The sequence below is a fragment of the Enterocloster lavalensis genome, from assembly GCF_046603895.1.
In the GTDB taxonomy this organism is placed as follows: domain Bacteria; phylum Bacillota; class Clostridia; order Lachnospirales; family Lachnospiraceae; genus Enterocloster; species Enterocloster lavalensis.
Window position 1 is genome coordinate 3,714,246 of record NZ_CP176637.1, and the last position, 21,953, is coordinate 3,736,198.

A 21,953-nucleotide genomic window follows, 5' to 3' on the forward strand; every position below is an offset into this window, starting at 1 on the left:
GCGATAAGTGCGCCAGTGTGACCCAACTGAAAAGCCTGATACGGCAATATAAGACGCAGGGATTCAAGGTACACGCCAATGGGAGGTGATCACGCTGTCAGAATATGATATCACCGCCGCCTTCCAGGCCATCGAGGACGAGCTGATCCGGTCCATGATGCGCAATATGGACCGACACCGCGCTGAGGAGACCAAGGAAGGCATCGAATGGTCCATGTGGCAGGCCGAACAACTTAAAGCCCTGGAGAAGTACAAACGGGAGAACAGAAAGAAGTATCAAAAGCAGTTTAAGAAAATCAATGGTGAAATTGGCGTTCTGATCCGGGAGGCACGGCAGCGCGGGAACATGCAGCAGGAGATCCAGATCTTTAAAGCAATCCAAAGAGGGTATCGGTTCCCATATATGCCCAAAGGTCTTTTCGATTTGCTGGAAGAAATGGATGGTAAGACATTCCGCCAAAAGGCCTCAGTATTGCTAAAACGCTTTAAAGGTAAGGAGGCAGCCCAAGGGACAGCCGAGTTCTTCAGGCTTAATGACCGGAAGCTGGAGGCCTTGATCAAGGCCACAACTAACGACATGCAGCGGGCGGAGACTGCAATCCTGCGCATGGCAGATGATGAGTACCGAAAAGCCATTTTCAACGCTCAGGTATATGCGCACAGCGGAGCCGGAACCTATGAGAAAGCCGTGGACATGGCAACCAAGGATATGCTTTCACGGGGACTGAATTGCGTACAATATGCCAATGGCGCCCGCCATACCCTGGCAGATTATGCGGACATGGCGATTAGGACGGCCAACAAGCGGGCTTATCTGCAAGGCGAAGGCGAGAAGAGGCAGGAATGGGGGATAGCGACCGTGATTGTCAACAAGCGCGGGAATCCCTGCCCTAAGTGCCTGCCGTTCTGCGGCAAAGTCCTGATTGATGATGTGTGGTCTGGCGGCAAGAAGGGAGATGGACCCTATCCGCTGATGAGCAGGGCTGTAGCGGCCGGCCTGTACCATCCGAGGTGCAAGGACAGCCACACCACCTACTTCCCAGGCATTTCCACGGCGGACGATACCTGGACCGCGGATGAGCTGGAAGCCATTGGGCAGTCAAACGCAGCAGAATCGAGAAGGCAGTATGCAACGCGACAGGCGGAGAGATACGAGAGGCTTGCCGCGTATTCATTATCGCCTGAGAATACGAAACAGTATAGGCAAAAGGCTGAGGAGTGGGAAAAGAAGGCGGGGAAAAGATATACCGTTTCGGACGAGATAAAAGCACATCGGGAAGATACACCAGCCAAGATGGTGGATCTGGTAGAAAAATATGCGGGAGATGAATTTGTGGAGCTTAATGAAACGGCACAGCACGCTTTTGCGTATGATCCTGATTTAGATGCGGTGGTGATAAATCCAAAACACCCGCAGTATGCGCTCCAGGATTACAGGGAAGTTATGATTCATGAGATGGCGCATAGGATTGACCAAAATGAATTTGGGAGCCCGATGAATTTGGAATTCTCGAAAGCTATTATGGAAACCGAAGAACGGATGATGAAAAAATCCGATCAATATCGGAAAATGTTTGAACCCGGCGGAGAATTGGAGTACAATAGCCTTATAAGTGATATTCTTGGCTGTATAACAGACAATACCATTGTTGGCGGATCATCCCACGAATCGCAGTACATTGGCGTACCTGGATTTTCAGAACTGGAGATTTTTGCCGATATATTTTCTGCCTTATATCAAGGGGATGACAGCACTGTGAGGTTCATTAAGGATGAGCTTCCGGACATATATCAGGCATTTCTTAAGATTATAGGAGAATAGGGCATGCTGAAAAAAGAATTTGTCGAGATGATGAGAAATGATGAGGAATTACAGGCATTGCGCCGTAAAGTTTATGCGATTACCGGACAGCTTAAAGATATATCGTTTCGTATCGGAGCAAATTATACTTATGATGAGTGGAAAGATCAGTTAAGAAAATTTGTAGAGGAACACGAGGCGGCTGAGAAATGACAAAAAGCAGGGAGGGATAAGCGTGGATGATTTTCGGTTGATTTACAGGATACTTCGTATTCTTCAAAAATCAATGGACTGCGAGGAAATTGACAGAGACATTCTGTCACCAGAAAGGCTTGAATTGTCTGTGCCAAAATGGAATCGGATTATGTCTATGCTAATAAATGAGGGGTACATAACAGGTGGACAGACATGGAATGCAATGGACTGCGGATATCCCAGAGTGACATTAACAAGACCAGAGATTACATTGAAGGGTCTTGAATATCTGGAAGAAAACACGCTGATGAAAAAAGCGGCAAGCCTTGCCAAAGGTATTAAAGATACGATACCGGGATTATAACCACCAGTCAATAATGGCCGGTGGTATTTTTATGCCGTTGCGATATCGCAACAGGAAGGAGCGCGGATATGAGAAATGAATATTATGAATTTATCATACCAACTGTAGCATCAATTTTAACAGTATTGGTCCTCCATGTATTACTGCCTCTGTGAGGATAGTTACAACGATGGGGCAAAGAACGGAACGTTTAAAGAAATCCACTGACATGTGAAAGCAGAACTCCTCGTATGCGAGGCCCATTTCTGTAAGAGAGAAAAGATCGGGGCGGCTGGCATATGGGATGGAGATCAGCCCCTGCTCTTTAAGCGTCTGGAGGATGAGCAGAGCTTCTCCCTCGCTGCATATTTTGCGGGCTTTGGCAAGATCAGGGCCGGAGTACAGATCCTGGGCGCCAGGTTTCGATGATACAGCAGCTTTTAAAAGTTTTCTTGAACGTTTTGAAATAAACATAGCGCACCCCCGTAATTTGATATTTTTATTATAACATGTTGGAATGGTTCCGGCATGTTATTTTTATGCCCAAACACGAGCACGGCTTAAAACTCTGCGCGGCCGGTGACACCGATGAAAATGGATCATGTAAAACAGGGTGACACCCTTAAAATGGATGGAGGTAAAAGAAGATGAAATTTAACAGAAACAGTAATTTCCCAATGAATTTGCAGCTGTTTGCGGATCCTGCACCAAATGGTGGCGCGGGGGGAGGAGGAGCACCCGCAGGGCAGCAGGCCCAGAGCCAGCAGACTCAGAGCCAGCAGGCAGCAGCTCCCCAGATTGACTATGCCAAGATCCAGCAGATGTTGGAGGGGACGTTGTCAGCCAAAGAGGACGTGGCTTTGAAAGCCTACTTTAAGCAGCAGGGACTCAGCCAGGAGGAGGCAGAGCAGGCAATGGCGACGTTTAAGGCCGAGAAGGCCAAGAATCAGCCTGATATCGGGGCCTTACAGCAGCAGGCGGCCCAAGCTCAGGCAGCAGCCCAGCAGGCCCAGCTGCAGGCGGCCGCAACATTGGCAGCCGTGACCCTTGGAATTGACGCCAAGACCATTCCCTACGTCCTCAAAATCGCTGATCTGAGCCAGGTAATGGGGCAGGATGGCAAGATCAGCGACGAGGCTGTAAACAACGCCCTGAAAAAGGTCCTGGAGGATGTGCCGGCGCTTAAACCGCAGCCGGCCGGAACGACCGGGTTTATTCAGGTGGGGGCTGCGGGTGGAAATCAGCAGCAAGCAACAACAGATGACGCCCTGAAAAAAGCGTTCGGACTCTAATCAGAAAGAGAGGAATTAACACATGGCAGTATATGATTATGCAGAAACATTTACACAGCTCTTACAGCAGAAGTATGCAAAGGAGTTGTGCTCTGACGCTCTGGCACAGAGCAACCAGCAGGTGAAATTTATCAACGCGCAGACGATCAAGCTCCCGCGGATGGCAGTGACCGGGTATAAAGATCATACCCGCACCCCTGGATTTAATTCTGGTACCCTGAGCAATGACTGGGAGGCTAAGAAGCTGGAGCACGACAGGGACGTGGAGTTCTGGATTGATCCCATGGATATCGACGAGACCAACCTGACCTTGTCCGTGGCGAACATCCAGAACACTTTTGAGACGGAGCAGGCAATCCCGGAAAAAGATTCTTATCGGTTTTCGAAGCTGCATACAGAGCTGGCGGCCTATTCTGGACGGATTAATACGACAGTGATTACGGTAGCCAACTTCTTGGAGGCATTTGATGAAGAGATGGCGCACATGGATGAGTCTGGAGTACCTGAAGAGGGCCGCATTCTCTATGTAACCCCTACGATGAATAAGATCGTGAAGGAGGCGGAGGGCCTGCAACGCGTCATGACTGTCACTTCTCCTTCCGCCATTAACCGCAAGGTGCACAGCCTGGATGACGTGACGATCAAGATGGTGCCGGCTGCTCGTATGAAAACAAAGTACGATTTCACCGAAGGCTGCGTGGCGGCAGCTGACGCGAAGCAGATCAACTGGATCCTGATTCACACGTCTTGCGTGGTGTGCCGCGACAAGTACAGCTACATTAAGCTGTTCACACCGGGCACCGACAGCCGGACGGCAGACGGCTACCTGTACCAGAACCGGAACTATGGTGATCTGTTCCTGCTGGAGAAGAAGGTGGAAGGCTGCGCCATGAACGTAGAGGCAGCGGGCGCATAAGGAGGGACAGAAGATGAAAGCAGTGAAAGGAAACAAGGAGTATACCATCAATGAGGCCAGTCAGAAGGGGTATCAGGACATGGGCTTTGATATTCTGGACGAAGATGGGAAAATAGTTGCCTATGGCCGCGGGAAAACTGTGCCTTATGGCGATTATGTGTCGCTGATGGAGGAGAATAAGAAATTGCATTCAAGGATTGCAGAGCTGGAGGCGGAAATATCGGCGTCAGGACCGGAAAAGAAAGCGGGACGGAAAAAGGCTGGTGAGTAATATGCCCTATGAGCCCTATGCAACGCCGGAGTATTACCGGAATGCCTATTTGGGTAGCATAATCCCAGAGAGTGAACAGGCGGCGGCCCTGCGGCAGGCCAGCCGTCATATTGATTCCCTGACCTACAACAGGATTGTGGGCCGGGGATTTTCTGATTTGGCGGCTTTCCAGCAGGATGTGATCCGGGAGGTGGTCTGCCAACAGGCAGATTTTGAGCATGAGAACGCCGACGAGATTAACACAATCCTGTCCGGCTACAGCCTGAATGGGGCGTCGGTACAGTTTGGCAGCAGCTGGAATGTCTACACGGACAAGGGCGTGGCTATGAAACGCGATACATACGCGCTGCTGTCTCAGACGGGCCTGTGCTGCCGGTTAGCGAGGTGAACCTATGAAATATCCATGTCTGGTACCGAAACGGCTGTGCAAGGTGCCGATCCACGTCCATCTGGAGTCTGAAGGCCTGACGAACCTTGGAGAGCCGGAGCTGGTCCTGGAGCTGGATCTGATGTGCAATTTCCAGGACCGGGCCAAGACAATCCTGACGGCTGAGAAGAAGCTGGTACAGATCACCGGTACGGCCATGTTCTCTGGTGATATTGCACCGGATCTGCCCACGCTGAGCGGCGGGTGGGTGACAGTGTTTGGGGCGGAGCGCCGGATCGAGCAGGGCAGCAAGAACCGGAACCCGGATGGAACTGTCAATTTCTGCACGCTGGAGGTGATCTGATGAAGGTTAAGTCCACTGTGAAGCTGAATATGCCACGGATCAGGCAGTTGTCCCAGGCGGCGGTGACTGCACTGGAGCTGACTGCGGAAGCGCTGCATACAGAAGTAGTGCAGGCGCAGGTGATGCCGTTCGAAACAGGCAACCTTCAGAACGAGAGTACATTTGTAGATTACAGCGAATCAAGCAGGGGAAAGGTGACGCTGGTATCCAGCACACCATACGCCCGCAGACTGTATTATCATCCGGAATATGACTATCAGACAGATGAAAACCCATTTGCCGGCGGAGAGTGGTATGAACCATGGCTTCCTGGCGGAATCAGCGAGAACTTTGCGCGCGATGCCTTTAAGCGACTGTACAAGAAATATGGAGGTGTGTGATGTTACTCTTAAAGGATATCCGCCAGTATATTGCTAACCTGGGCCTGGCCGCGGACAGGAACGTGTATATTGGCAAGCTGGACAGCAAGAAACCTAAGTCCATTGGTGTGTATGGCCGGGGAGCCACCGGGGAGCCGCATATGGCCTTGGGGGGCCTGGACTGCACAACATATGGAGTAAGACCGGTTTCCCTGTTGGTCCATTGGACCCGTAGCCAGCCCGAGAGCGAGGCGGCAGCCTATGAATTATTTGAGAAACTGAGAGGTGTGACCAGTCTCACAATTGGAGAAACCCACATCAATTACCTGCGCCTGATGGTTCCTGAACCCCAGGGCGTCGGGACGGATGATGATGGGGTGTATGAGTACGTGATCTGGTTGGATTTTTTGTATGAAAGGAAGAGGTGACGATAATGCCTGATATGCCGAAAGTATACCCGGTATACGACAACAAATTTAAAGTTGGTATTGACGGATCTACAACCGCGGATACGATCATTGCCAATCTGACGAACTTTGCACCGTCCATCGAGGGGGGAGTGGAGGAATGGAACCCCATGGAGGCCGGAGGCTGGGGCGACGCAATGATGACCAGCAAGAAGCTGGGCTTTTCGTTCCAGGGTAAGCGGACCTATGGAGATCCCGGGAACGACTTTATTGCGGGTCTGGCCTGGAAGAGTGGCAATGATGTGGTGGCGCCGTTTGCGTGGGAGATGCCCTCTGGCGCGAAGGTGGAGTTTACGGCCATCATCAACGTGACCACGCCGGCCGGTGGAGACAGCACGGCGGTGGATGCCCTGGAGTTTGAAGTGAAATGCAAAGGGAAGCCGACGTTTACGCCAGCCCCAAATCCGGCCCCGGTCGGCTGAGTTGTTGCGATATCGCAACAGGAAAAAGGAGTAGAAGATGAAAAAATATGATATTACGGACAAGCTGACGTTTGATGGAAACCCGGTGCTGGTTATTAAGGGCAAGGAACTGGAGATCAATGCCGACGCCCCTACTATGCTGAAGGTGATGAACTTTTTCGGCAGCGATGGCGTGGAGATTGCGCAGATTAACCAGGCATATGAACTGATCTTCCCGGACAAGTCACGGAAGGAAATTGAGAAGATGAAGTTGAGCGTTAAGGACTGGATGACCGTGGTCCAGGAGGCAGTCGGCCTGGTAGTTGGGGAGAGTGACGGCCGGGGAGAGCAGTGACCCGTACTATGACCTTTTTGGGGACTGGGACTTGATTGTGGCCAGTTTCCTGTCACAGTACGGGTTAAGAATCCGGACCGCTGAGTTTGAGTCTGTTTCCTGGGATGAGTTCCGGTCACTGCTGGCCGGGATATCCCCGGACACGGTGCTGGGCCGGGTGGTGGCCATCCGGTCCGAGACCGATAAAAACGTAATTAAGCATTTCAGCAGGGATCAGAAACGAATCTACAATGAATGGCGCAGCAGGAAGGCCGCCGCCATGACCCCGCAGACCTATGAACAACAGATGGCCTATCTGGAGAAGATGATGGCCGCTCTTGCAACGTAAAGGCAGGTGATTCTATATGGCAGCTGACAGCGTCGGCCAGATTGGCCTGGATCTGACCGTCAATCAAAATCAATTTCAGAAGCAGATGTCAGGCATTCAGGGCCTGGCAAAGAAAGCGGGGGCGGCTCTGGCTGCGGCCTTTGCTGTAAAAAAAATTTGGGATTTTGGAGCGGCCTGTATCGAGCTGGGGTCTGATCTGGCGGAGGTCCAGAACGTTGTTGACGTGACGTTCCCGCAGCTGTCCAGACAGGTGGACAGGTTTGCGAAGGACGCGGCGGCCTCGTTCGGCCTGTCTGAGACCATGGCCAAGAAATTCACCGGTACATTTGGCGCAATGGCCAAGGCATTCGGCTTCCCGGAGCAGGCGGCCTATGAGATGTCCACCGCATTGACGGGATTATCGGGTGATGTGGCGTCTTTCTACAATATCAGCCAGGACGAGGCATACACCAAGCTGAAATCCGTATTCACGGGCGAGACGGAATCGCTGAAGGATCTGGGCGTGGTCATGACGCAGGCGGCTCTTGACCAATATGCACTGGCGAATGGCTATGGGAAAACCACCCGGGCCATGAGCGAAGCGGAAAAGGTAGCTCTGCGGTATAAATTTGTTACCGATCAGCTATCCTTGGCTTCCGGGGATTTTATTCGCACCAGTGACGGATGGGCTAACCAGGTGCGCGTCCTCAAATTGCAATTCGATTCACTGAAAGCCACCATCGGCCAGGGCCTGATTAATGTCCTGACGCCGGTCATCAAAGTGATCAATACCATCATTGGCAAGCTGATGAGCCTGGCCAATGCGTTCAAGTCCTTCACGGAAATGATTACTGGAAAGAAAGGATCCAGTGGCGGGGCCACAGCCGCGGTGGCCGGCATGGAGGCCGTGGCCGGGTCCGCAGATCAGGCGGGGGCAGCCATGGGCGGCGCAGGCGGGGCAGCTAAAAAGGCAGCCAAGGATATGAAGAGCGTTACCACCGGCATAGATGAGCTAAATATCATCGATTCAGATACAGATTCAGGATCTGGCGGGGGAGGCGCTGGGGGTGCCGGCAGCGGATATACTGCGGATCAGTTTGACATGGGGACGTTGCCGGAAGAGGCAGCAGAGACCAATACAGTTTTTGACAGTATTTTGGCCAAGGTCAGAGGGTTTGCTGAGCTCTTTAAGCAGGGGTTCTTTGAGGGCTTGGGGGACACGTCCGTATTTGATGATATCCAGGCGTCAATCCAAGGCGTTGGCGAGAGCTTGAAAGGCATATTTACCTCCCCGGATGTCCTGGCGGCGGCTTATAGTTATGTGAATGACCTGATCTACAGTTTTGCCCGTGTGACCGGGGCGGCGGTTTCTATTGGCGCCTCCATAGCGTCAAATTTGATGGGAGGACTGAATAAGTACCTGCAGCAGAACAGCGAACGGATTCGAGGATATATTGTTTCGATGTTTAAGTTGGGCTCCCGAACAGCAGAAATTACGGGAGAGTTTGCCGGCGCACTGGCAACCGTGTTTGAAGCGCTTCGGAGTGATAGTGCCAAGCAGATTACCGCGGATCTGATTGGAATATTTTCCGAGGCATTTATGGGGATCACTGAGCTGGCGTATACGTTTGGCGTTGATCTGCTGGACGTAATTACAGGGCCATTTATCGGCAATGCGGATCTGATCCGAACAACGTTGGAAGATACATTTGGGGCAGTGGAGCCGATTTTGTCAACTATTAAGGATCTGGTCAGTGAAACCTTCTCAAAGATCGGCACCACATATAATGCGCATGTGGCCCCTATGCTGACAGCATTCAAGGACGGCTACACAGAAATTGCCACTAAATTCTTAGAGCTGTACAATACCTATTTCCTGCCGGTACTGACAAACCTATCAAACCAGTTCATGCAATTTAAGGAACAATACCTGAGTCCGCTTATTGACAAGTTCCTAGAATTTACGGGAAAAGTTACGGACGCGATCACGACATTGTGGACAGAACTACTTCAGCCATTTGTACTTTGGTTCATGGAAATTGCGGCCCCTACGATTGCTGAATTTGTGCAGGGCGCAGTTAATGCGTTTTTCATTTTCTGGTCTGGTGTAAGTGGTGTTCTACAGAATATTCTTAATGCATTAGGTGGTTTGATCGATTTTATTGTTGGCGTGTTCACTGGTGATTGGGAACGTGCTTGGGACGGAATCAAGACTTTTTTTAGTGGAATTTGGGAAGCAATTAGGGGTATTGTATCTACAATAACGAATACAATCAAGTCCATTATTTCGGGATTCCTTTCTACAATCCGCACAGCTTGGGAACATATCTGGAACGGAATTAAGTCCTTTTCGTCAGATTTATGGGGGGCAATCAAGTCCAAGGCCACCGATATTTTCGAAAGTATCCGCGATACACTGGCTGATATCTGGGACAGTGTAAAAAAGACCATCGAAGATAAGTGGAACGCCATTAAAGACTGGTTCGGTGAAATCTGGCAGAAAATCAAGGACGTTTTTAAGCTGGACGAAATGCTGGAAGTCGGCAGAAACATCATGAACAAACTATGGGATGGCCTGAAATCAGTTTGGGACGATCTTATGGGCTGGCTGCGCGGCGTTGCGGACGCGATAGGAAGCGTATGGGATGGAATTGTAAATGCTGCGACGAGCCTGTGGAGAGGGGCAAAAGAAGATGCGGAAGATGAAGTGGATGAGAGCGACGATGATGACGGTGACGTAAGGGGTCACGCCTCCGGCGGCTTCCCACGCTCCGGCCAGATGTTTGTGGCCCGCGAGGACGGCATACCGGAGATGGTGGGCAGCTGGGGCGGCCGCGCCGCGGTTGCCAATAACATGCAGATCACCGAGGGCATAGCGCGGGCAGTGCAGAGCGGTATGCGGTCCTGCCTGGCTCCGCTGGTGACTGGCATAGGCAGCATGGTAAGCGCTGCGGCTCCGAACCTGGCCATGGTTGGAAGCAATACTCCGGCGTATGATCCGACAGAAGATCGGCTGCAGGGGATGGTCAACCGGGCGCTATCCATATCCGGAAACACCGGTATGAGCGAGGCATACCTGGAGACCATGGTGGAGCTGCTGCGCAAGATTGTGGAGCTGATCGAGAACCTGGATCTGACCGTCAGCATCGATCTGCGCGAGGTTAAAAAGAAGCTGTCAGATCTGGATAAGCGGACCGGTTACGCGCTGAGAACGACATAAGGAGGTGAGGCCAGTGCCTGGCTGTATCTATATCAATGGCAGGGAGTACCCGGCGTACGACCGGGGCCCCGGCCTTACCATAGCAACCAATGTGAGCTCCGGCAAAAACGCCAAGGGAGAATTTACGGGCCAACGGGTGGGCCGTGATCAGGATAAGATCGATGGCCTCCAGTGGTCATTTTTGGACGCGGCAACCTGGAGCGCGATCCTGAAAGAATTTGAGGAGTTCGTGGTGACGGTGAAGTTTCCAGACATGAAAAATAATGCCTGGAAAACAGAGAGGATGTACCCGGGAAACCGGACGGCAAAGATCTGGGAGACTGGACCTGATGGGCTGCCGACCATGTACAAGGAATGCAAGGTCAATCTGATTGATTGCGGGGAGATGGAATAATGCAGGCTGCAAGCAATGAATATAAGGAGTTAATGCGCCGGAAATGGCGTAACCCGCTGTCTTATGTGCGGGTGACAATCGGTCTGATCAACCAGCAGGCTCAGTCTACAGCATATATACCAGAACCAGAGAATTATACATACTATTCCCATCTGACCCGGCCCATGGATAATTACCAGGTAACAGAGCTGTATTGTACTTGTGATCAGGACTACACCACAGTTGACGGCAGCATGTATTTCTTGCCGCGGGACCAGGAGGCGGTGGTGCTCAACCAGGGGATTGTGACGGAGCAGCTGCTGGGCCCCATTGAGATCCGTTTCCCGGTGCAATATGACATCAAAGGCTTGACCATTGAGTTTGGGAAGGCATATCCGGTAAATTTCAGGATTGAATCGGATCACAATACAGTAGAGATCACCGGGAACGCTGACGGGCATTTCGTGACGGAGGAGATATTTGACGGTGCAACGTTCCTACGGTTTGTGCCGTTATCCATGGTCAACGGTCAAAGCCGGTTCAGGATCCACATGATTACCATGGGGATCGGCATCTATTTCGATAATCGGAAGATCAAGAGCGCCACTAAGAAGGAACATATCAGCCCGATTATGGAGGAGCTACCGACCATTGACTTCAGTCTTACCGTCAACAACAAAGACCGTGCATTTGACATCGAAAATGAAGAATCCACGGTGAATTTTCTGGAGATTGGCCAGGCCATTGAAGTGCTGTATGGCCAGGCCATGGATGATGGCAGCGTCGAGTGGCTGCCGGGTGCCACACTGTACTTGAAAGAGTGGAGCGCCGACGATGAGGAGATGGATTTTTCCGCGACGGACCGTTTCGACGGAATGGATAACATCTATTACCGGGGCCAGTACCGGGCGGAGGGAATCAGCCTGTATGATCTGGCTGTGGATGTCTTGACGGACGCAGATGTGGATTACCGGGAATATTGGATTGATCCTTACCTGCGAGATGTGAAGGTATCGAACCCCATGCCTGCGGTGTCCCATAAGGAAGCATTGCAGCTTATCGCCAATGCCGGCCGCTGTATCCTGTATCAGGATCGGGCTGGGAACATCTTTTTGAAATCGAGCTTTATTCCCGACATGACGCCGGCATCTGATAACGAGACTTATTTCAGCCACGCCGGCAATGTACTGGACAAGACCACGAAAAGGGCCTATGCAATGGCAGCAACAGATTACACTGATGTGCAGCCAACACAGTATTTTCTCCCGCGGGATCAGGCTGGGAGTGAGTACCTTAATACCGGCTATATTTCCGAGGCGGTGGCAGATGAGAGCGGCAGCTTTACAGTCAATCCCACATTATCCATCACCCTGGAAGCGGCCTTTAAGTGTTTCGGCCTTACCCTGGAATTTGGCCGAAACCATCCCGAAGCTATGGTGTTCCATGCTTATTATAACGGCCAGCTGATGGAGGACTATGAGGTATCAGGCCTGTCCGAGGTGACGGTGGTGAGCCACGAATTTCCGGAATTTGACCAGCTGGTGTTGGAGTTCGTGAAAGGTGTTCCACACAATCGTGTTGTGCTCAACAATATCACCTTTGGGGATAGCACGGACTATGTGCTGGAGTACGGCGTGGAGCTGACTAAGACGCCCAAGGGTACGCAGCTGGCCAAGGTTCGAGAGCTGCAGGTGATCCGGACGCTGTATGGCCTGAGTGCTGAGGTGGAAAAAGAGCTGGCCAAGGAGACGATCAGTGTCACGGCGGCAGATAATCGGTATACATTCTATTTCAGCAATCCATCTTATGGGCTTACAGCAGCCATCACAGCGGTTCAGGATGGACAGGGTGTAACAATTATTGAGTGTAGTGCATACAGCGCCACAGTTGAGCTTACAGGCATTATAGGAGAAGTTGAGGTGGCGATATCGGGCAAGGAATACGTGGTGACGCAGGCTAAGGTGAGTCGGCAGCTTAACCCGACGGGCCAGCTGGAGACATGGGAAAATCCACTGGTGTCCGATGTAGTCCATGCGGTGAATCTGGCGGACTGGATCGGGGATTACATGCGGGCAGACCGGGAGTATGATCTGCAATACCGCGGGGAGCCGCGGCTGGACGTCAATGATATAGCATTTCTGGAAAATAAGTATGTGCCGGACCTTCTGCTGCGGGTATATGAGCACACGCTGAAATTCAACGGAGCTTTTTCCGGGACCATTAAGGCAAGGAGGGATATGGGCAATGTGGCAGCAGCCAAAAACAGACTGGCAGGCCGGTGACTATTTTAACGTACAGGATTACAACCGGATCAAGGGGAATCTGAATGAGATCCGGGCCCAGGCCCTGACGTTGTGGCCGGATTTTGAATTTGAGGATATGGGCGCAGATAAAACCTACCAGGACTACAGCTTCTATGCCGACGAGATCAACCGGTTTGAAGCCAATGTGGACCATATCTGTGCCGGTACGTTTCCGTTTGCGGTTGGGGATCGGCAGACATTTCATGATAATCAACCCTTTGTGGGCTGGCAGGAATTGAATCGTATTGAATCGGCTTGCCTGAAAATCTATCGGAATATTCTGGGCAGGTCCAAGGGAATACGGCGCCTGTCCTTTACGCTCAACGGAGGTGCATTTGAATGAGCTTGAAAACAGATTACAAGGACGATATATATGAAGGGTCCCGCCGGTACCGGATAACACCGAACGAGGATGGGACCAGTACAATCACGGACGCAACAACATACACCCAAAAAGGAGATAAGTTTGGCCAGAACGACATCAATGCAATAAATGTAGAGATCAATAAAATGCAGCGAACCATCGTGGTCACCCTGCCGGCGGCCGGCTGGTCCGCTGCGGCCCCGTATACCCAGCGGGTGGCGGTGCCCGGGATCCTGGCGACCGACAACCCGGAGCTACACCCGTACACACCGAAGGATCTGGCTGCGGAAGAGTTGAAGCTGCGGCAGAAATTCACGGGGATGATTACGGATGGGGATACTGAGGACGGATATGCGACGTTCTACTGCGGGGCCAAGAAGCCAACGGCAGATTTCCCCGTGTTGTTGAAAGGGGTGAGCGCGAGTGAGTAAGATGATTATCAACGGCGGCGCCGGCGGGACCGGATCGGACGAGTGCACGGCCCGGCTGGCTGATATTCCAAAAGGCCTTAAGGCCGTGGCAGCCGATAGCAATGACGAGGCCGGAGTGGGTACTATGGCGCTTACAGGAAACGCCCAGGCAGGTCATGTGCTGGCCGGGGAGACGTTCTACACTAATAACTATAAGACCAAACTGACTGGCACCATGACGGTCAACAGCCTGCTGTCTTTTAGCGTTGCCGCCTATTCAGGACGCCGCGTATTAGCGAAATGGCAGAACCCGAATCAGGCGGCAGGGAAACCATTCAGCGGCGTGATCATCCGGTATTCCACCAGCGGATATCCTGGGACAACCGGCGGGACACAGATTTACAAGGGGGCCGGGAATAACACGGCGGCCGGAGCCTGGTCGCAGGCGTACCTTGACATGCCGTCCCTTAACACAACCTATTATTTTAGCTGTTACCCCTATGTAACAATAGGGGAGGGGGAAATTAATGGTGTGGTAAGAAATGTAACCTGTAAGACATCGGGTGAGCTCAACAAAACGTTTACAGCCTCCGGCAGTTATACAATCCCTGCGGGATATACAAAAATGGATCTGTTTGCGGTAGGTGGAGGCGGAGGAGGATGCTCTTCTTATTCTCAAAGTAGCGGAGGAGGTGGAGGCTATACCTCTACAACACTGGGATATTCTGTGGTTGGCGGCACAACATTAACGATCATTGTTGGATCAGGAGGTGCAGGAGCTGCATACAATCGCACAGATTCATTCGGAACAGATGGGGGATCGTCCTCTATATCAGGAATAGTGTCAGCAGCTGGCGGCCGAGGGGGTGGATCGAAGACCGGTGGTTCTGCAGATATGCGGAGTGGAGCATATTGTAACGGGGGTTCTGGCGGCGGTGAAACCAATCAAAACTCCGGTTCCGGCGCAGATATGCCAGCCTATAAAGGTGGAAATGGTGGATCAGACGGAGGCAACGGGCAAGTATCTTACAACTGGCAATCATATCAGGGATGTCGCGGCCAGGGGCGTACAACAAGAGCCTATGGTAGTAAGACAGGAACATTATATTCAGGCGGAGGCGGAGCAGGAGATTCGTCCAGCGGAGGATACGGAAATAACTCACAAGGTATGGGAGGGGCCGGGGGAGGAGGAAATGGTGGGTTGATCAATACATATACGGATAAACAGAAGTCTGCAACAGCAGGTAGCACTAACACTGGTGGAGGTGGGGGTGGGAGTACAAAAGGTGGTCAACCAGGTGGCTCTGGGATTGTGTTAATGAAATTATATTAAGGAGGTTTTGACAATGGCAGAAATAAGCTATGCATACATACAGGTAGACGGCAATGGAGCCGTACAGAACATTGCAATGTTCGAGAATTATGAGGACGCGAATCGGATCACCCGGGCGGTATATGGCGACCAGGCATTTGCGGCAGAATACCGCTATGCGGTCCGTCCGGGTGGAATAGACCGGTTCCATGATGGCAGATTTTGGACTGTGGCCGAGGACGGGACAGAGACGGAAGCCGAGTACATCCCGACGGAGCAGGATAAGATCAACGCGCTGCAGGCGGAAAACGCGCAGCTGAAAGCAGAGAGCAACGAACTCACGTTAGCAATGGCGGAAATGATTGGAGGAGAAGTGTATGCTGAGTAAGATCCAGAGGAACATCATCATCCGGGCGCTGCGGATCCGCAAACAGAACGGGGAGGATCCGGCAGAAGCAGTGAAGGACTACGTCAAACTGACCGAAAAGGAGCAGGCGGAAGTGCTGGCAGAATTAAAGGGAGGATGTGTTGATGGGTAAAATGATAATAGTGGGGGGGGGGGGCATATCTCTTGAAGATGTTACCGCAACCCAGAGCGATTTAATCAAAGGAAAAACAGCATACTTACAGGGCCAGGATGATCCGCTCCCTGGAACATTAGAGCTGACCGGGAACGCCCAGGCGGCACATGTACTGGCTGGGGAAACATTTTATGCAACGGACCCCAAAGACAAACAAACGGGGACAATGACGGTCAATAGTCTACTGTCTTTTAGCTGCGCGCCGTATTCCGGGCGGCGCGTATTGGTAAAATGGCAGAATCCCAAGACGGCGAGCGGAAAACCTTATAGCGGGGTGTATATCCGCTATAGCACGAGCGGAAATCCTGGTAAGACCGGCGGAACCCAGATCTATAAGGGGGCCGGGAATAATACAGTATCGGAAGGGCAGTCACAAGCTTACCTGGACCTTCCAGCATTAAGTACGAAGTATTATCTGAGTATCTACCCGTATGTGACATGCAGTGCCGGGGAAATGACCGGCGCGGTGATCAATGCGACCGTGACTACCTCAGCAGTGCTCAATAAGACCTTCACCGCATCAGGATCTTATACGATTCCGGCAGGATATACCAAGGCCGATTTGTTCGCAGTTGGCGGCGGCGGTGGGGCCGTAAATACATATAATCATGGGGGCAGTTATGGGGGATCTGGCGGGTACACCAAAACAGTAAAATCTATCGCCGTGTCCTCAGGGCAAGTGCTTAATATGACCATAGGTGCCGGCGGAGTCAATAACGCAAATGGCGGAGCTACAAGTGTTACAATGAGTGGTGCTGTTTTGTGCTCGGCCGACGGCGGATCATATGGTAAAAATTCATACGATACCGGCAATGCTGGTGGTTCCGGGGGCGGGCAATTTGGCCCATATACTGACAAGGCGGATCATCTGGAGGGATATCCAGGAGGAAGTGACGGAGGCGACGGGTACCCGCTGAATACTAATTATACCGCAAAAGGGCAGGGAACGACGACCAGAGCATGGGGAATCTCAACTGGGACATTGTATGCTGGAGGAGGAGGTGGAGGCAGTGAATTGCGTTACTATGCCGGAGGAGCCGGGGGAGCCGGAGGAGGCGGAACTGGCGGAAGTGGAATATCCGGAGCTACCTATCAAAGAAATGGCACAACCAATACTGGAGGTGGGGCCGGTGGGGCCGGATACTACAGTACAGCGGAAGGGATTGGGGGATCCGGAATTGTACTGTTGAAATTATATTAAAGAAAAGGCGAGGTAAAAAGAAATGAAATTTTTAGACAAATGCAACGCGGCGTACGGTGCCATTGTGACGGTCCTGGTGGCAATCCTGGGACCCTATTGGTATATTTTTGCAGGCTACCTGCTCTCCAATGCCTTGGACTGGCTCACGGGCTGGTATAAGGCCAGAAAGTTGGGGAAGGAATCGAGCAAGACGGGGTTGAAAGGCATACTGAAAAAGATGGGCTACTGGATCATCATTCTGATAGCTTTTTTGATGCCGAAAATGTTTATCAGCCTGGGACATGATATCCTGGGAATCAATCTGGATTTTCTATTGCTGTTTGGGTGGTTTACGCTGGCGTGTCTGCTGGTGAACGAGATCCGCAGTGTTTTGGAGAATCTGGTGGAGTGTGGTTACAATGTGCCGGAGTTCCTCATCAAGGGCCTGGCCGTAACACAGAAACTTATAAATGCAGAAACTGAAAAGACGAATTAGGAAAGGAAGGTAAAATTATGCCCGAAATCAACACCAACAACATGACACCCGAGGAGCTCAACGACCACATCAACGGCCATCCCGGCGGAAAGGGCCCGGCTACATACTGCGGACACACTGTTCCCTACGGACCGGAAACCGGCCAGGAGGACTCCCGCACCCACGATCCGAACCCCAATGATGGCAGTGCGGACAAGCCGGCCATGCCGCCGGTGAAGCCCCGGCCGCACCACAACAGCGACCAGGATCCGGATCATGGACCTGGCATGAAATAGGCGATTGCGATATCGCAACGGTTGTAACGTCACAACTTTTTGGCCCTGGGGGATCCCGGGGCCTTATTAGATTGGAGGAATACATATCATGAGAGACATTACGTTATGCCATCCCCGCCTGCAGCAGCTGGCCGCCAAATGGATCCAGGCCTGCGCAGCACAGGGAATTATCGTGGGAATCGCGGAGACCTTACGAACCGTAGAAGAGCAGGAAGCACTCTATGCTCAGGGCCGCACCAAGCCCGGTCAGATCGTGACCAATGCCAGGGGAACATCCTACCGTTCCCAGCACCAGTGGGGGATTGCTTTCGACTTCTTTTTGCTTATGGACGTGGACGGCGACGGCAAGACCAGCGACGACAGCTACAACGACAGCACCGGCCTCTTCGGACGGGCCGCGGCCATTGCCAAGTCCCTGGGGCTGGCCTGGGGCGGAGATTGGTCTAGTATTGTGGACAAGCCCCATCTGTACCTGCCGGACTGGGGCAGTACGCCCACACAGCTGATCCAGACCTACGGCACCCCGGAGGCGTTCATGCGGACCTGGGCGCCGACCGCGGGCTGGGTCCGCACCGGGATCGGCTATTGGTACCGGCGGCCGGACGGCAGCTATCCCGCGAACCAGTGGTGCGTGATCAATCATCATTGGTACCTGTTCAACCGCGACGGCTATATGATGACCGGTTGGCATCGCTGGGACGGCAATGTGTGCGACCCGGACGACGGCACCGGCGACTGGTACTTCCTGGACAACACGTTGGGCGGGCCCCTGGAGGGCGCCTGCTGGCACACCCGGGACAACGGGGCCCAGGAGATTTGGGAGGTTGATCTGACCGATCAGATTTAGGGCATAATAATAGCGGCGGGATTATTCACCGTCGCTATTGGAATTACAGTCTTTAGCATATTTGATAATATCGGAAATATCACAATCAAGCATATTGCAAAGTTCATTCAACGTATTTAAGGTTATACTTCTATTATGCTTTATATTATCGAGCATGCCTCTACTCATTTTATAGTGTTCTATTAAGTCATACTGGCTAATATTCTTCTTTTTTAATGTCTCCCAAAACGGATCAAAAACAATCATGGCAATACCTCACTTTATTAAAGTGTACAAGGGCGAATTAAAAAAGAGTATTGCCAAAAATATGGGAATATATATAATAGATATTAGATAATGGAAATCTGAGGAGGAGCATGGTGAGGGAAGAAGAGCTGTTTAAATTGCCAGAGGGTTATACTGATGAAATGTTGAAAAGAGATTTTGATGAGGTTGTGCTGGAAATTGAGGCCGAGGGCGGTCCTCAGCCGGATCCGGAAGGGTTTGAGCGGTTGTGGAGAAAACTGATAAAAGAACATGAAAATGGCGGGCACCAGTGATGGCAGCCCGCCTGATTTTGTGTGATATTTCGTGTGATATAAGGTTCATTTTGGGGGTATTTTCATATCAATATCGTGATAATGCTACTGACTCTTTATAACGTAAAAACCGCGTAAATACGTTGTTTCTCGTAAATACGCGGTTTTTTATTTCGTGGAGACAACAGGGCTCGAACCTGCGACCTTCTACACGTCAAGCAGACGCTCTCCCAGCTGAGCTATATCTCCATGCGAACATTATAGCATAACAGTTAATCGATAGGCAACACAAATTTATCTTAAATACAGAATCGAGGCGACAAGATTCGAACTTGCGGCCTCTGCGTCCCGAACGCAGCGCTCTACCAAACTGAGCCACGCCTCGATATTGTTCTGTGGCGAACGGTAATTATCATATCACTTTAACTGGAAAAATGCAAGTGAAAAATGAAAAAGAAGGCAGTGGTCAACTGCCCTCCTCCACGATCTGCTCCAGGACGCGGATCAGGTCCTGAAGTGTGTAGAGCTGTACGTTCCGCTCCAGAATGTCGTTTTTCAAGTCAATGGACAACGACTCGAATTTGTCCCGGATTTTCGGGGATACATAAGATGCCATACAATCACCTCCGGGAATAGTATGCCAGTTTGCGGACAATACTATTCCCGGAGGTGACGGAGATGGAAGAGAAGAAACAGGGAGAACAGAAATCCACAGAAGCGCTGGAGCGCCAGGCCAAAAATGTGGAAACATTCAACCCATATTGGAACAACGGTGAATTTCTGGGGCCGAATACCACACGGCATGAAGCGGATGTGGACGTTTACGGGGAGGGGGAGCAGTGATGCTTCTCCTCTCTTGGGTATAAGTCCGGAAGTTATCCACAATAATGTGGAAAAGCCTGTGGATAATTTGTTAGTGTCTGACATTATGTGCATAACTTATGTTCAAGGCAGAATAGAACGCCGATTTAAGCGGTGGAAATGCGCTGACAGATAGAGTATAATGATAGGAGGAATTTGTTTGCGGGTAATGACCGGAAAAGGAGAGTGTATAGACGATGAAAACGATAATCAAAAATGGCATGGTGGTGTCTCCGGCGGAGACCTATGAGGCGGACATCCTCATTGACGGGGAGCAGATCCGCTGTATCGGGCGGGATCTGGCGGACGAAGAAGCCCGGGTGATCGACGCGGCGGGAAAGTATGTGATCCCCGGCGCGGTGGACGTACATACCCACATGGATTTGCAGGCGGGCAGCTCCCGGGCGGTGGATGATTTTTACGACGGCACCGTGGCGGCGGCCTGCGGAGGCACTACGTCCATTGTGGACCACATGGCCTTCGGCCCGGCGGGCTGCGGCCTGCACCACCAGCTGGCCGAATACCACCGCCTGGCGGACGGTAAAGCGGTGATCGACTACGGCTTTCACGGCGTGGCCCAGCATGTGAACCGCAGCATACTGGATGAGCTGGAGGCCATGGCAGAGGACGGGGTTCCCAGCATCAAGGTGTACCTGACCTATGATTTCCGGCTGAACGACGCCGAGGCATTTCAGATTTTAAAGCGCATGAAGGAGCTGGGCGGGGTTACGGCCTTCCACTGCGAGAACCATGACATTGTGGAATACTGCCGCAGGACCTGTGTGGAGACGGGGCGCACCGGTCCCATTTACCACGCCAAGAGCCGTCCCAACCTGGCGGAGTCCGAGGCGGTGGCCCGGGTGCTGAGTCTGGCCCGGCTGGCCGGGGATGCGCCGGTGTACATCGTGCATTTATCCTGCAAGGAGAGCCTGGAGGCGGTGCGGGACGCCAGACGAAAGGGCCAGAAGAACATTTTTGTGGAGACCTGTCCCCAGTATCTGACATTGACGGAGGAGAAGTATCTGGAAGCGGACGGCCTCAAATATGTGATGTCCCCGCCGTTGCGCACTGCCCGGGACTGCGAAGCCCTCTGGGAGGGATTGGCCTGCGGCGATATCCAGGTGGTTGGCACGGATCACTGTCCCTTCAACTACCACAAGGAGAAGCAGCTGGGGAAGGACGATTTCACCAAGTGCCCCAACGGCGCGCCCGGCGTGGAGGAACGGGTGCCGCTGCTGTTCTCCGAGGGCGTGCTGAAGAACCGCATTTCCGTGAACCGCTTTGTGGAGACGGTCTGCGCCAATCCGGCCCGGATTTACGGCCTGTACCCGCAGAAGGGGATTTTGCAGCCGGGTGCGGACGGGGATCTGGTGATTCTCGATCCCGCTGCGGAGTGGACGATCACCCACGACAAAATGCACAGCGCGGTGGATTACACGGCCTACGAGGGTATGGCGGTCAAAGGCAAGATCGATCTGGTCATGCAGCGGGGACGGGTTGTGGCCGAGAACGGGGCGTTTACCGGCGAGAGAGGCGCAGGGCGCTTTATTCACCGGAAATGTTATGGGGCGGAGTGAATGCGCTTCGTTAGATACCGGCGGTAAAGAGGGACGGAATTCAAAAGTAGTCGAAAAATGGTATGTGTAAATTGCGCAGCGTATTGCGAGTTATGTAAACTTGTGGGACGCTGCGCTTTTTGTTTGGATGCAATGGGCCGCGGGCATAGCCTGCGGGCGACTGTTTGGATGCAATGGGCCGCGCGCATAGCTTGCGGG

Annotated in this window: 31 protein-coding genes and 2 tRNA genes; 28 read left to right on the forward strand and 5 right to left on the reverse strand. The window is 52.2% G+C overall.

Going from position 1 to position 21,953, the window contains the following annotated elements; genetic code table 11:
• Window positions 1-88 precede the first annotated feature (88 nt).
• Genes ACK2JC_RS16600 through ACK2JC_RS16610 form a run of 3 tightly spaced genes read left to right on the forward strand, consistent with a single transcriptional unit; the run spans window position 89 to window position 2,360 of the window.
• The gene (locus tag ACK2JC_RS16600) at window positions 89-1,822 is read left to right on the forward strand and encodes a phage minor capsid protein (RefSeq protein WP_368272475.1); all 1,734 of its coding nucleotides are present in this window, start codon (window positions 89-91) and stop codon (window positions 1,820-1,822) included.
• A gap of 3 nt (window positions 1,823-1,825) precedes the next feature.
• On the forward strand, window positions 1,826-2,014 hold the full coding sequence (locus ACK2JC_RS16605; RefSeq protein ID WP_092371615.1) for a hypothetical protein: 189 nt from the start codon (window positions 1,826-1,828) through the stop codon (window positions 2,012-2,014).
• A gap of 22 nt (window positions 2,015-2,036) precedes the next feature.
• A complete protein-coding gene (locus ACK2JC_RS16610; protein WP_092371618.1) occupies window positions 2,037-2,360 on the forward strand; it encodes a YjcQ family protein in 324 nt (107 codons plus the stop codon).
• A 93-nt stretch (window positions 2,361-2,453) separates the two neighbouring features.
• On the opposite strand, the gene ACK2JC_RS16615 is transcribed toward ACK2JC_RS16610, so the two are convergent.
• Entirely contained in the window at window positions 2,454-2,813 is a 360-nt protein-coding gene (locus tag ACK2JC_RS16615) for a hypothetical protein (protein ID WP_368272466.1), read from the reverse strand.
• A 173-nt stretch (window positions 2,814-2,986) separates the two neighbouring features.
• Here ACK2JC_RS16615 and ACK2JC_RS16620 point away from each other — a divergent pair, with 173 nt between their 5' ends.
• The 22 genes from ACK2JC_RS16620 (at window position 2,987) to ACK2JC_RS16725 (ending at window position 18,799) form a co-directional block, all read left to right on the forward strand.
• A complete protein-coding gene (locus ACK2JC_RS16620; RefSeq protein WP_368272468.1) occupies window positions 2,987-3,631 on the forward strand; it encodes a hypothetical protein in 645 nt (214 codons plus the stop codon).
• A gap of 22 nt (window positions 3,632-3,653) precedes the next feature.
• A complete protein-coding gene (locus tag ACK2JC_RS16625) occupies window positions 3,654-4,547 on the forward strand; it encodes a capsid protein (RefSeq protein WP_368272469.1) in 894 nt (297 codons plus the stop codon).
• 13 nt (window positions 4,548-4,560) lie between these two features.
• A complete protein-coding gene (locus ACK2JC_RS16630) occupies window positions 4,561-4,818 on the forward strand; it encodes a hypothetical protein (protein WP_368272471.1) in 258 nt (85 codons plus the stop codon).
• A 49-nt stretch (window positions 4,819-4,867) separates the two neighbouring features.
• The gene (locus ACK2JC_RS16635) at window positions 4,868-5,206 is read left to right on the forward strand and encodes a hypothetical protein (protein ID WP_368274920.1); all 339 of its coding nucleotides are present in this window, start codon (window positions 4,868-4,870) and stop codon (window positions 5,204-5,206) included.
• A gap of 4 nt (window positions 5,207-5,210) precedes the next feature.
• Complete coding sequence (locus ACK2JC_RS16640) at window positions 5,211-5,549, forward strand: hypothetical protein (protein WP_138312867.1); 339 nt, start codon at window positions 5,211-5,213, stop codon at window positions 5,547-5,549.
• The gene (locus ACK2JC_RS16645; protein WP_138312868.1) at window positions 5,549-5,929 is read left to right on the forward strand and encodes a hypothetical protein; all 381 of its coding nucleotides are present in this window, start codon (window positions 5,549-5,551) and stop codon (window positions 5,927-5,929) included. Before ACK2JC_RS16640 ends, ACK2JC_RS16645 begins: the two co-directional genes overlap by 1 nt.
• Window positions 5,929-6,336, forward strand: coding sequence for a minor capsid protein (locus tag ACK2JC_RS16650; protein WP_138312869.1), 408 nt, complete (start codon window positions 5,929-5,931; stop codon window positions 6,334-6,336). The genes ACK2JC_RS16645 and ACK2JC_RS16650 overlap by 1 nt, the downstream gene beginning before the upstream one ends.
• Window positions 6,337-6,350: 14 nt before the next feature.
• Window positions 6,351-6,797, forward strand: a complete 447-nt coding sequence (locus tag ACK2JC_RS16655) for a phage tail tube protein (RefSeq protein WP_368272494.1) — start codon at window positions 6,351-6,353, stop codon at window positions 6,795-6,797.
• Window positions 6,798-6,834: 37 nt separating this feature from the next.
• Complete coding sequence (locus ACK2JC_RS16660; RefSeq protein ID WP_138312871.1) at window positions 6,835-7,131, forward strand: hypothetical protein; 297 nt, start codon at window positions 6,835-6,837, stop codon at window positions 7,129-7,131.
• On the forward strand, window positions 7,109-7,459 hold the full coding sequence (locus ACK2JC_RS16665) for a Gp15 family bacteriophage protein (RefSeq protein ID WP_138312967.1): 351 nt from the start codon (window positions 7,109-7,111) through the stop codon (window positions 7,457-7,459). Before ACK2JC_RS16660 ends, ACK2JC_RS16665 begins: the two co-directional genes overlap by 23 nt.
• Before the next feature lie 16 nt (window positions 7,460-7,475).
• Window positions 7,476-10,658 (forward strand): hypothetical protein, encoded by a 3,183-nt coding sequence (locus ACK2JC_RS16670; protein WP_138312872.1) that lies wholly within the window; start codon window positions 7,476-7,478, stop codon window positions 10,656-10,658.
• Between the two features lie 13 nt (window positions 10,659-10,671).
• On the forward strand, window positions 10,672-11,052 hold the full coding sequence (locus ACK2JC_RS16675; RefSeq protein WP_138312873.1) for a hypothetical protein: 381 nt from the start codon (window positions 10,672-10,674) through the stop codon (window positions 11,050-11,052).
• The gene (locus ACK2JC_RS16680) at window positions 11,052-13,313 is read left to right on the forward strand and encodes a hypothetical protein (RefSeq protein WP_368272491.1); all 2,262 of its coding nucleotides are present in this window, start codon (window positions 11,052-11,054) and stop codon (window positions 13,311-13,313) included. Before ACK2JC_RS16675 ends, ACK2JC_RS16680 begins: the two co-directional genes overlap by 1 nt.
• Complete coding sequence (locus ACK2JC_RS16685; RefSeq protein ID WP_368272489.1) at window positions 13,276-13,677, forward strand: hypothetical protein; 402 nt, start codon at window positions 13,276-13,278, stop codon at window positions 13,675-13,677. The genes ACK2JC_RS16680 and ACK2JC_RS16685 overlap by 38 nt, the downstream gene beginning before the upstream one ends.
• On the forward strand, window positions 13,674-14,129 hold the full coding sequence (locus tag ACK2JC_RS16690; RefSeq protein WP_368281012.1) for a hypothetical protein: 456 nt from the start codon (window positions 13,674-13,676) through the stop codon (window positions 14,127-14,129). Before ACK2JC_RS16685 ends, ACK2JC_RS16690 begins: the two co-directional genes overlap by 4 nt.
• Window position 14,130: 1 nt before the next feature.
• On the forward strand, window positions 14,131-15,441 hold the full coding sequence (locus ACK2JC_RS16695) for a glycine-rich domain-containing protein (protein ID WP_320937723.1): 1,311 nt from the start codon (window positions 14,131-14,133) through the stop codon (window positions 15,439-15,441).
• Window positions 15,442-15,454: 13 nt separating this feature from the next.
• Window positions 15,455-15,808: a hypothetical protein gene (locus ACK2JC_RS16700; protein WP_320937702.1), complete on the forward strand. Its 354-nt coding sequence runs from the start codon at window positions 15,455-15,457 to the stop codon at window positions 15,806-15,808.
• Window positions 15,798-15,959, forward strand: coding sequence for a hypothetical protein (locus ACK2JC_RS16705; RefSeq protein ID WP_166435117.1), 162 nt, complete (start codon window positions 15,798-15,800; stop codon window positions 15,957-15,959). Before ACK2JC_RS16700 ends, ACK2JC_RS16705 begins: the two co-directional genes overlap by 11 nt.
• Entirely contained in the window at window positions 15,952-17,202 is a 1,251-nt protein-coding gene (locus ACK2JC_RS16710) for a glycine-rich domain-containing protein (RefSeq protein ID WP_267903033.1), read from the forward strand. The genes ACK2JC_RS16705 and ACK2JC_RS16710 overlap by 8 nt, the downstream gene beginning before the upstream one ends.
• 22 nt (window positions 17,203-17,224) lie before the next feature.
• Entirely contained in the window at window positions 17,225-17,677 is a 453-nt protein-coding gene (locus ACK2JC_RS16715; protein ID WP_092369887.1) for a phage holin family protein, read from the forward strand.
• 17 nt (window positions 17,678-17,694) lie between these two features.
• Complete coding sequence (locus ACK2JC_RS16720; protein WP_368272207.1) at window positions 17,695-17,952, forward strand: hypothetical protein; 258 nt, start codon at window positions 17,695-17,697, stop codon at window positions 17,950-17,952.
• Between the two features lie 88 nt (window positions 17,953-18,040).
• Complete coding sequence (locus tag ACK2JC_RS16725) at window positions 18,041-18,799, forward strand: M15 family metallopeptidase (protein ID WP_368272208.1); 759 nt, start codon at window positions 18,041-18,043, stop codon at window positions 18,797-18,799.
• 21 nt (window positions 18,800-18,820) lie between these two features.
• Here ACK2JC_RS16725 and ACK2JC_RS16730 read toward each other — a convergent pair whose 3' ends face one another.
• Window positions 18,821-19,045: a helix-turn-helix domain-containing protein gene (locus ACK2JC_RS16730; protein WP_368272209.1), complete on the reverse strand. Its 225-nt coding sequence runs from the start codon at window positions 19,043-19,045 to the stop codon at window positions 18,821-18,823.
• A gap of 110 nt (window positions 19,046-19,155) precedes the next feature.
• Between ACK2JC_RS16730 and ACK2JC_RS16735 the strand changes: the two genes are divergently transcribed.
• Complete coding sequence (locus ACK2JC_RS16735; RefSeq protein WP_368272210.1) at window positions 19,156-19,338, forward strand: hypothetical protein; 183 nt, start codon at window positions 19,156-19,158, stop codon at window positions 19,336-19,338.
• Window positions 19,339-19,493: 155 nt separating this feature from the next.
• Here ACK2JC_RS16735 and ACK2JC_RS16740 read toward each other — a convergent pair.
• From ACK2JC_RS16740 to ACK2JC_RS16750, 3 genes are all read right to left on the reverse strand, one after another.
• A tRNA-Val gene (locus ACK2JC_RS16740) sits at window positions 19,494-19,566 on the reverse strand.
• A gap of 62 nt (window positions 19,567-19,628) precedes the next feature.
• Window positions 19,629-19,702, reverse strand: a tRNA-Pro gene (locus ACK2JC_RS16745).
• A gap of 81 nt (window positions 19,703-19,783) precedes the next feature.
• Complete coding sequence (locus ACK2JC_RS16750) at window positions 19,784-19,933, reverse strand: hypothetical protein (protein WP_007719102.1); 150 nt, start codon at window positions 19,931-19,933, stop codon at window positions 19,784-19,786.
• A gap of 62 nt (window positions 19,934-19,995) precedes the next feature.
• On the opposite strand from ACK2JC_RS16750, the gene ACK2JC_RS16755 reads away from it, so the two are divergent.
• A complete protein-coding gene (locus ACK2JC_RS16755) occupies window positions 19,996-20,160 on the forward strand; it encodes a hypothetical protein (protein WP_007719099.1) in 165 nt (54 codons plus the stop codon).
• Between the two features lie 215 nt (window positions 20,161-20,375).
• Window positions 20,376-21,755, forward strand: coding sequence for a dihydropyrimidinase (gene hydA / locus ACK2JC_RS16760; protein ID WP_320937175.1), 1,380 nt, complete (start codon window positions 20,376-20,378; stop codon window positions 21,753-21,755).
• Window positions 21,756-21,953 lie beyond the last annotated feature (198 nt).

Excerpts from the sequence above, each read along its gene's own strand:
- ACK2JC_RS16670 (WP_138312872.1), top strand. The coding sequence starts at position 7,476 with ATGGCAGCTGACAGCGTCGGCCAGATTGGCCTGGATCTGACCGTCAAT.
- ACK2JC_RS16625 (WP_368272469.1), top strand. The coding sequence starts at position 3,654 with ATGGCAGTATATGATTATGCAGAAACATTTACACAGCTCTTACAGCAG.
- ACK2JC_RS16650 (WP_138312869.1), top strand. The coding sequence starts at position 5,929 with ATGTTACTCTTAAAGGATATCCGCCAGTATATTGCTAACCTGGGCCTG.
- ACK2JC_RS16755 (WP_007719099.1), top strand. The coding sequence starts at position 19,996 with ATGGAAGAGAAGAAACAGGGAGAACAGAAATCCACAGAAGCGCTGGAG.
- ACK2JC_RS16630 (WP_368272471.1), top strand. The coding sequence starts at position 4,561 with ATGAAAGCAGTGAAAGGAAACAAGGAGTATACCATCAATGAGGCCAGT.
- ACK2JC_RS16705 (WP_166435117.1), top strand. The coding sequence starts at position 15,798 with ATGCTGAGTAAGATCCAGAGGAACATCATCATCCGGGCGCTGCGGATC.
- ACK2JC_RS16615 (WP_368272466.1), bottom strand. The coding sequence starts at position 2,813 with ATGTTTATTTCAAAACGTTCAAGAAAACTTTTAAAAGCTGCTGTATCA.
- ACK2JC_RS16715 (WP_092369887.1), top strand. The coding sequence starts at position 17,225 with ATGAAATTTTTAGACAAATGCAACGCGGCGTACGGTGCCATTGTGACG.
- ACK2JC_RS16690 (WP_368281012.1), top strand. The coding sequence starts at position 13,674 with ATGAGCTTGAAAACAGATTACAAGGACGATATATATGAAGGGTCCCGC.
- ACK2JC_RS16660 (WP_138312871.1), top strand. The coding sequence starts at position 6,835 with ATGAAAAAATATGATATTACGGACAAGCTGACGTTTGATGGAAACCCG.
- ACK2JC_RS16700 (WP_320937702.1), top strand. The coding sequence starts at position 15,455 with ATGGCAGAAATAAGCTATGCATACATACAGGTAGACGGCAATGGAGCC.
- hydA (WP_320937175.1), top strand. The coding sequence starts at position 20,376 with ATGAAAACGATAATCAAAAATGGCATGGTGGTGTCTCCGGCGGAGACC.
- ACK2JC_RS16725 (WP_368272208.1), top strand. The coding sequence starts at position 18,041 with ATGAGAGACATTACGTTATGCCATCCCCGCCTGCAGCAGCTGGCCGCC.
- ACK2JC_RS16605 (WP_092371615.1), top strand. The coding sequence starts at position 1,826 with ATGCTGAAAAAAGAATTTGTCGAGATGATGAGAAATGATGAGGAATTA.
- ACK2JC_RS16710 (WP_267903033.1), top strand. The coding sequence starts at position 15,952 with ATGGGTAAAATGATAATAGTGGGGGGGGGGGGCATATCTCTTGAAGAT.
- ACK2JC_RS16645 (WP_138312868.1), top strand. The coding sequence starts at position 5,549 with ATGAAGGTTAAGTCCACTGTGAAGCTGAATATGCCACGGATCAGGCAG.
- ACK2JC_RS16620 (WP_368272468.1), top strand. The coding sequence starts at position 2,987 with ATGAAATTTAACAGAAACAGTAATTTCCCAATGAATTTGCAGCTGTTT.
- ACK2JC_RS16720 (WP_368272207.1), top strand. The coding sequence starts at position 17,695 with ATGCCCGAAATCAACACCAACAACATGACACCCGAGGAGCTCAACGAC.
- ACK2JC_RS16730 (WP_368272209.1), bottom strand. The coding sequence starts at position 19,045 with ATGATTGTTTTTGATCCGTTTTGGGAGACATTAAAAAAGAAGAATATT.
- ACK2JC_RS16655 (WP_368272494.1), top strand. The coding sequence starts at position 6,351 with ATGCCGAAAGTATACCCGGTATACGACAACAAATTTAAAGTTGGTATT.
- ACK2JC_RS16685 (WP_368272489.1), top strand. The coding sequence starts at position 13,276 with ATGTGGCAGCAGCCAAAAACAGACTGGCAGGCCGGTGACTATTTTAAC.
- ACK2JC_RS16680 (WP_368272491.1), top strand. The coding sequence starts at position 11,052 with ATGCAGGCTGCAAGCAATGAATATAAGGAGTTAATGCGCCGGAAATGG.
- ACK2JC_RS16750 (WP_007719102.1), bottom strand. The coding sequence starts at position 19,933 with ATGGCATCTTATGTATCCCCGAAAATCCGGGACAAATTCGAGTCGTTG.
- ACK2JC_RS16640 (WP_138312867.1), top strand. The coding sequence starts at position 5,211 with ATGAAATATCCATGTCTGGTACCGAAACGGCTGTGCAAGGTGCCGATC.
- ACK2JC_RS16695 (WP_320937723.1), top strand. The coding sequence starts at position 14,131 with ATGATTATCAACGGCGGCGCCGGCGGGACCGGATCGGACGAGTGCACG.
- ACK2JC_RS16735 (WP_368272210.1), top strand. The coding sequence starts at position 19,156 with ATGGTGAGGGAAGAAGAGCTGTTTAAATTGCCAGAGGGTTATACTGAT.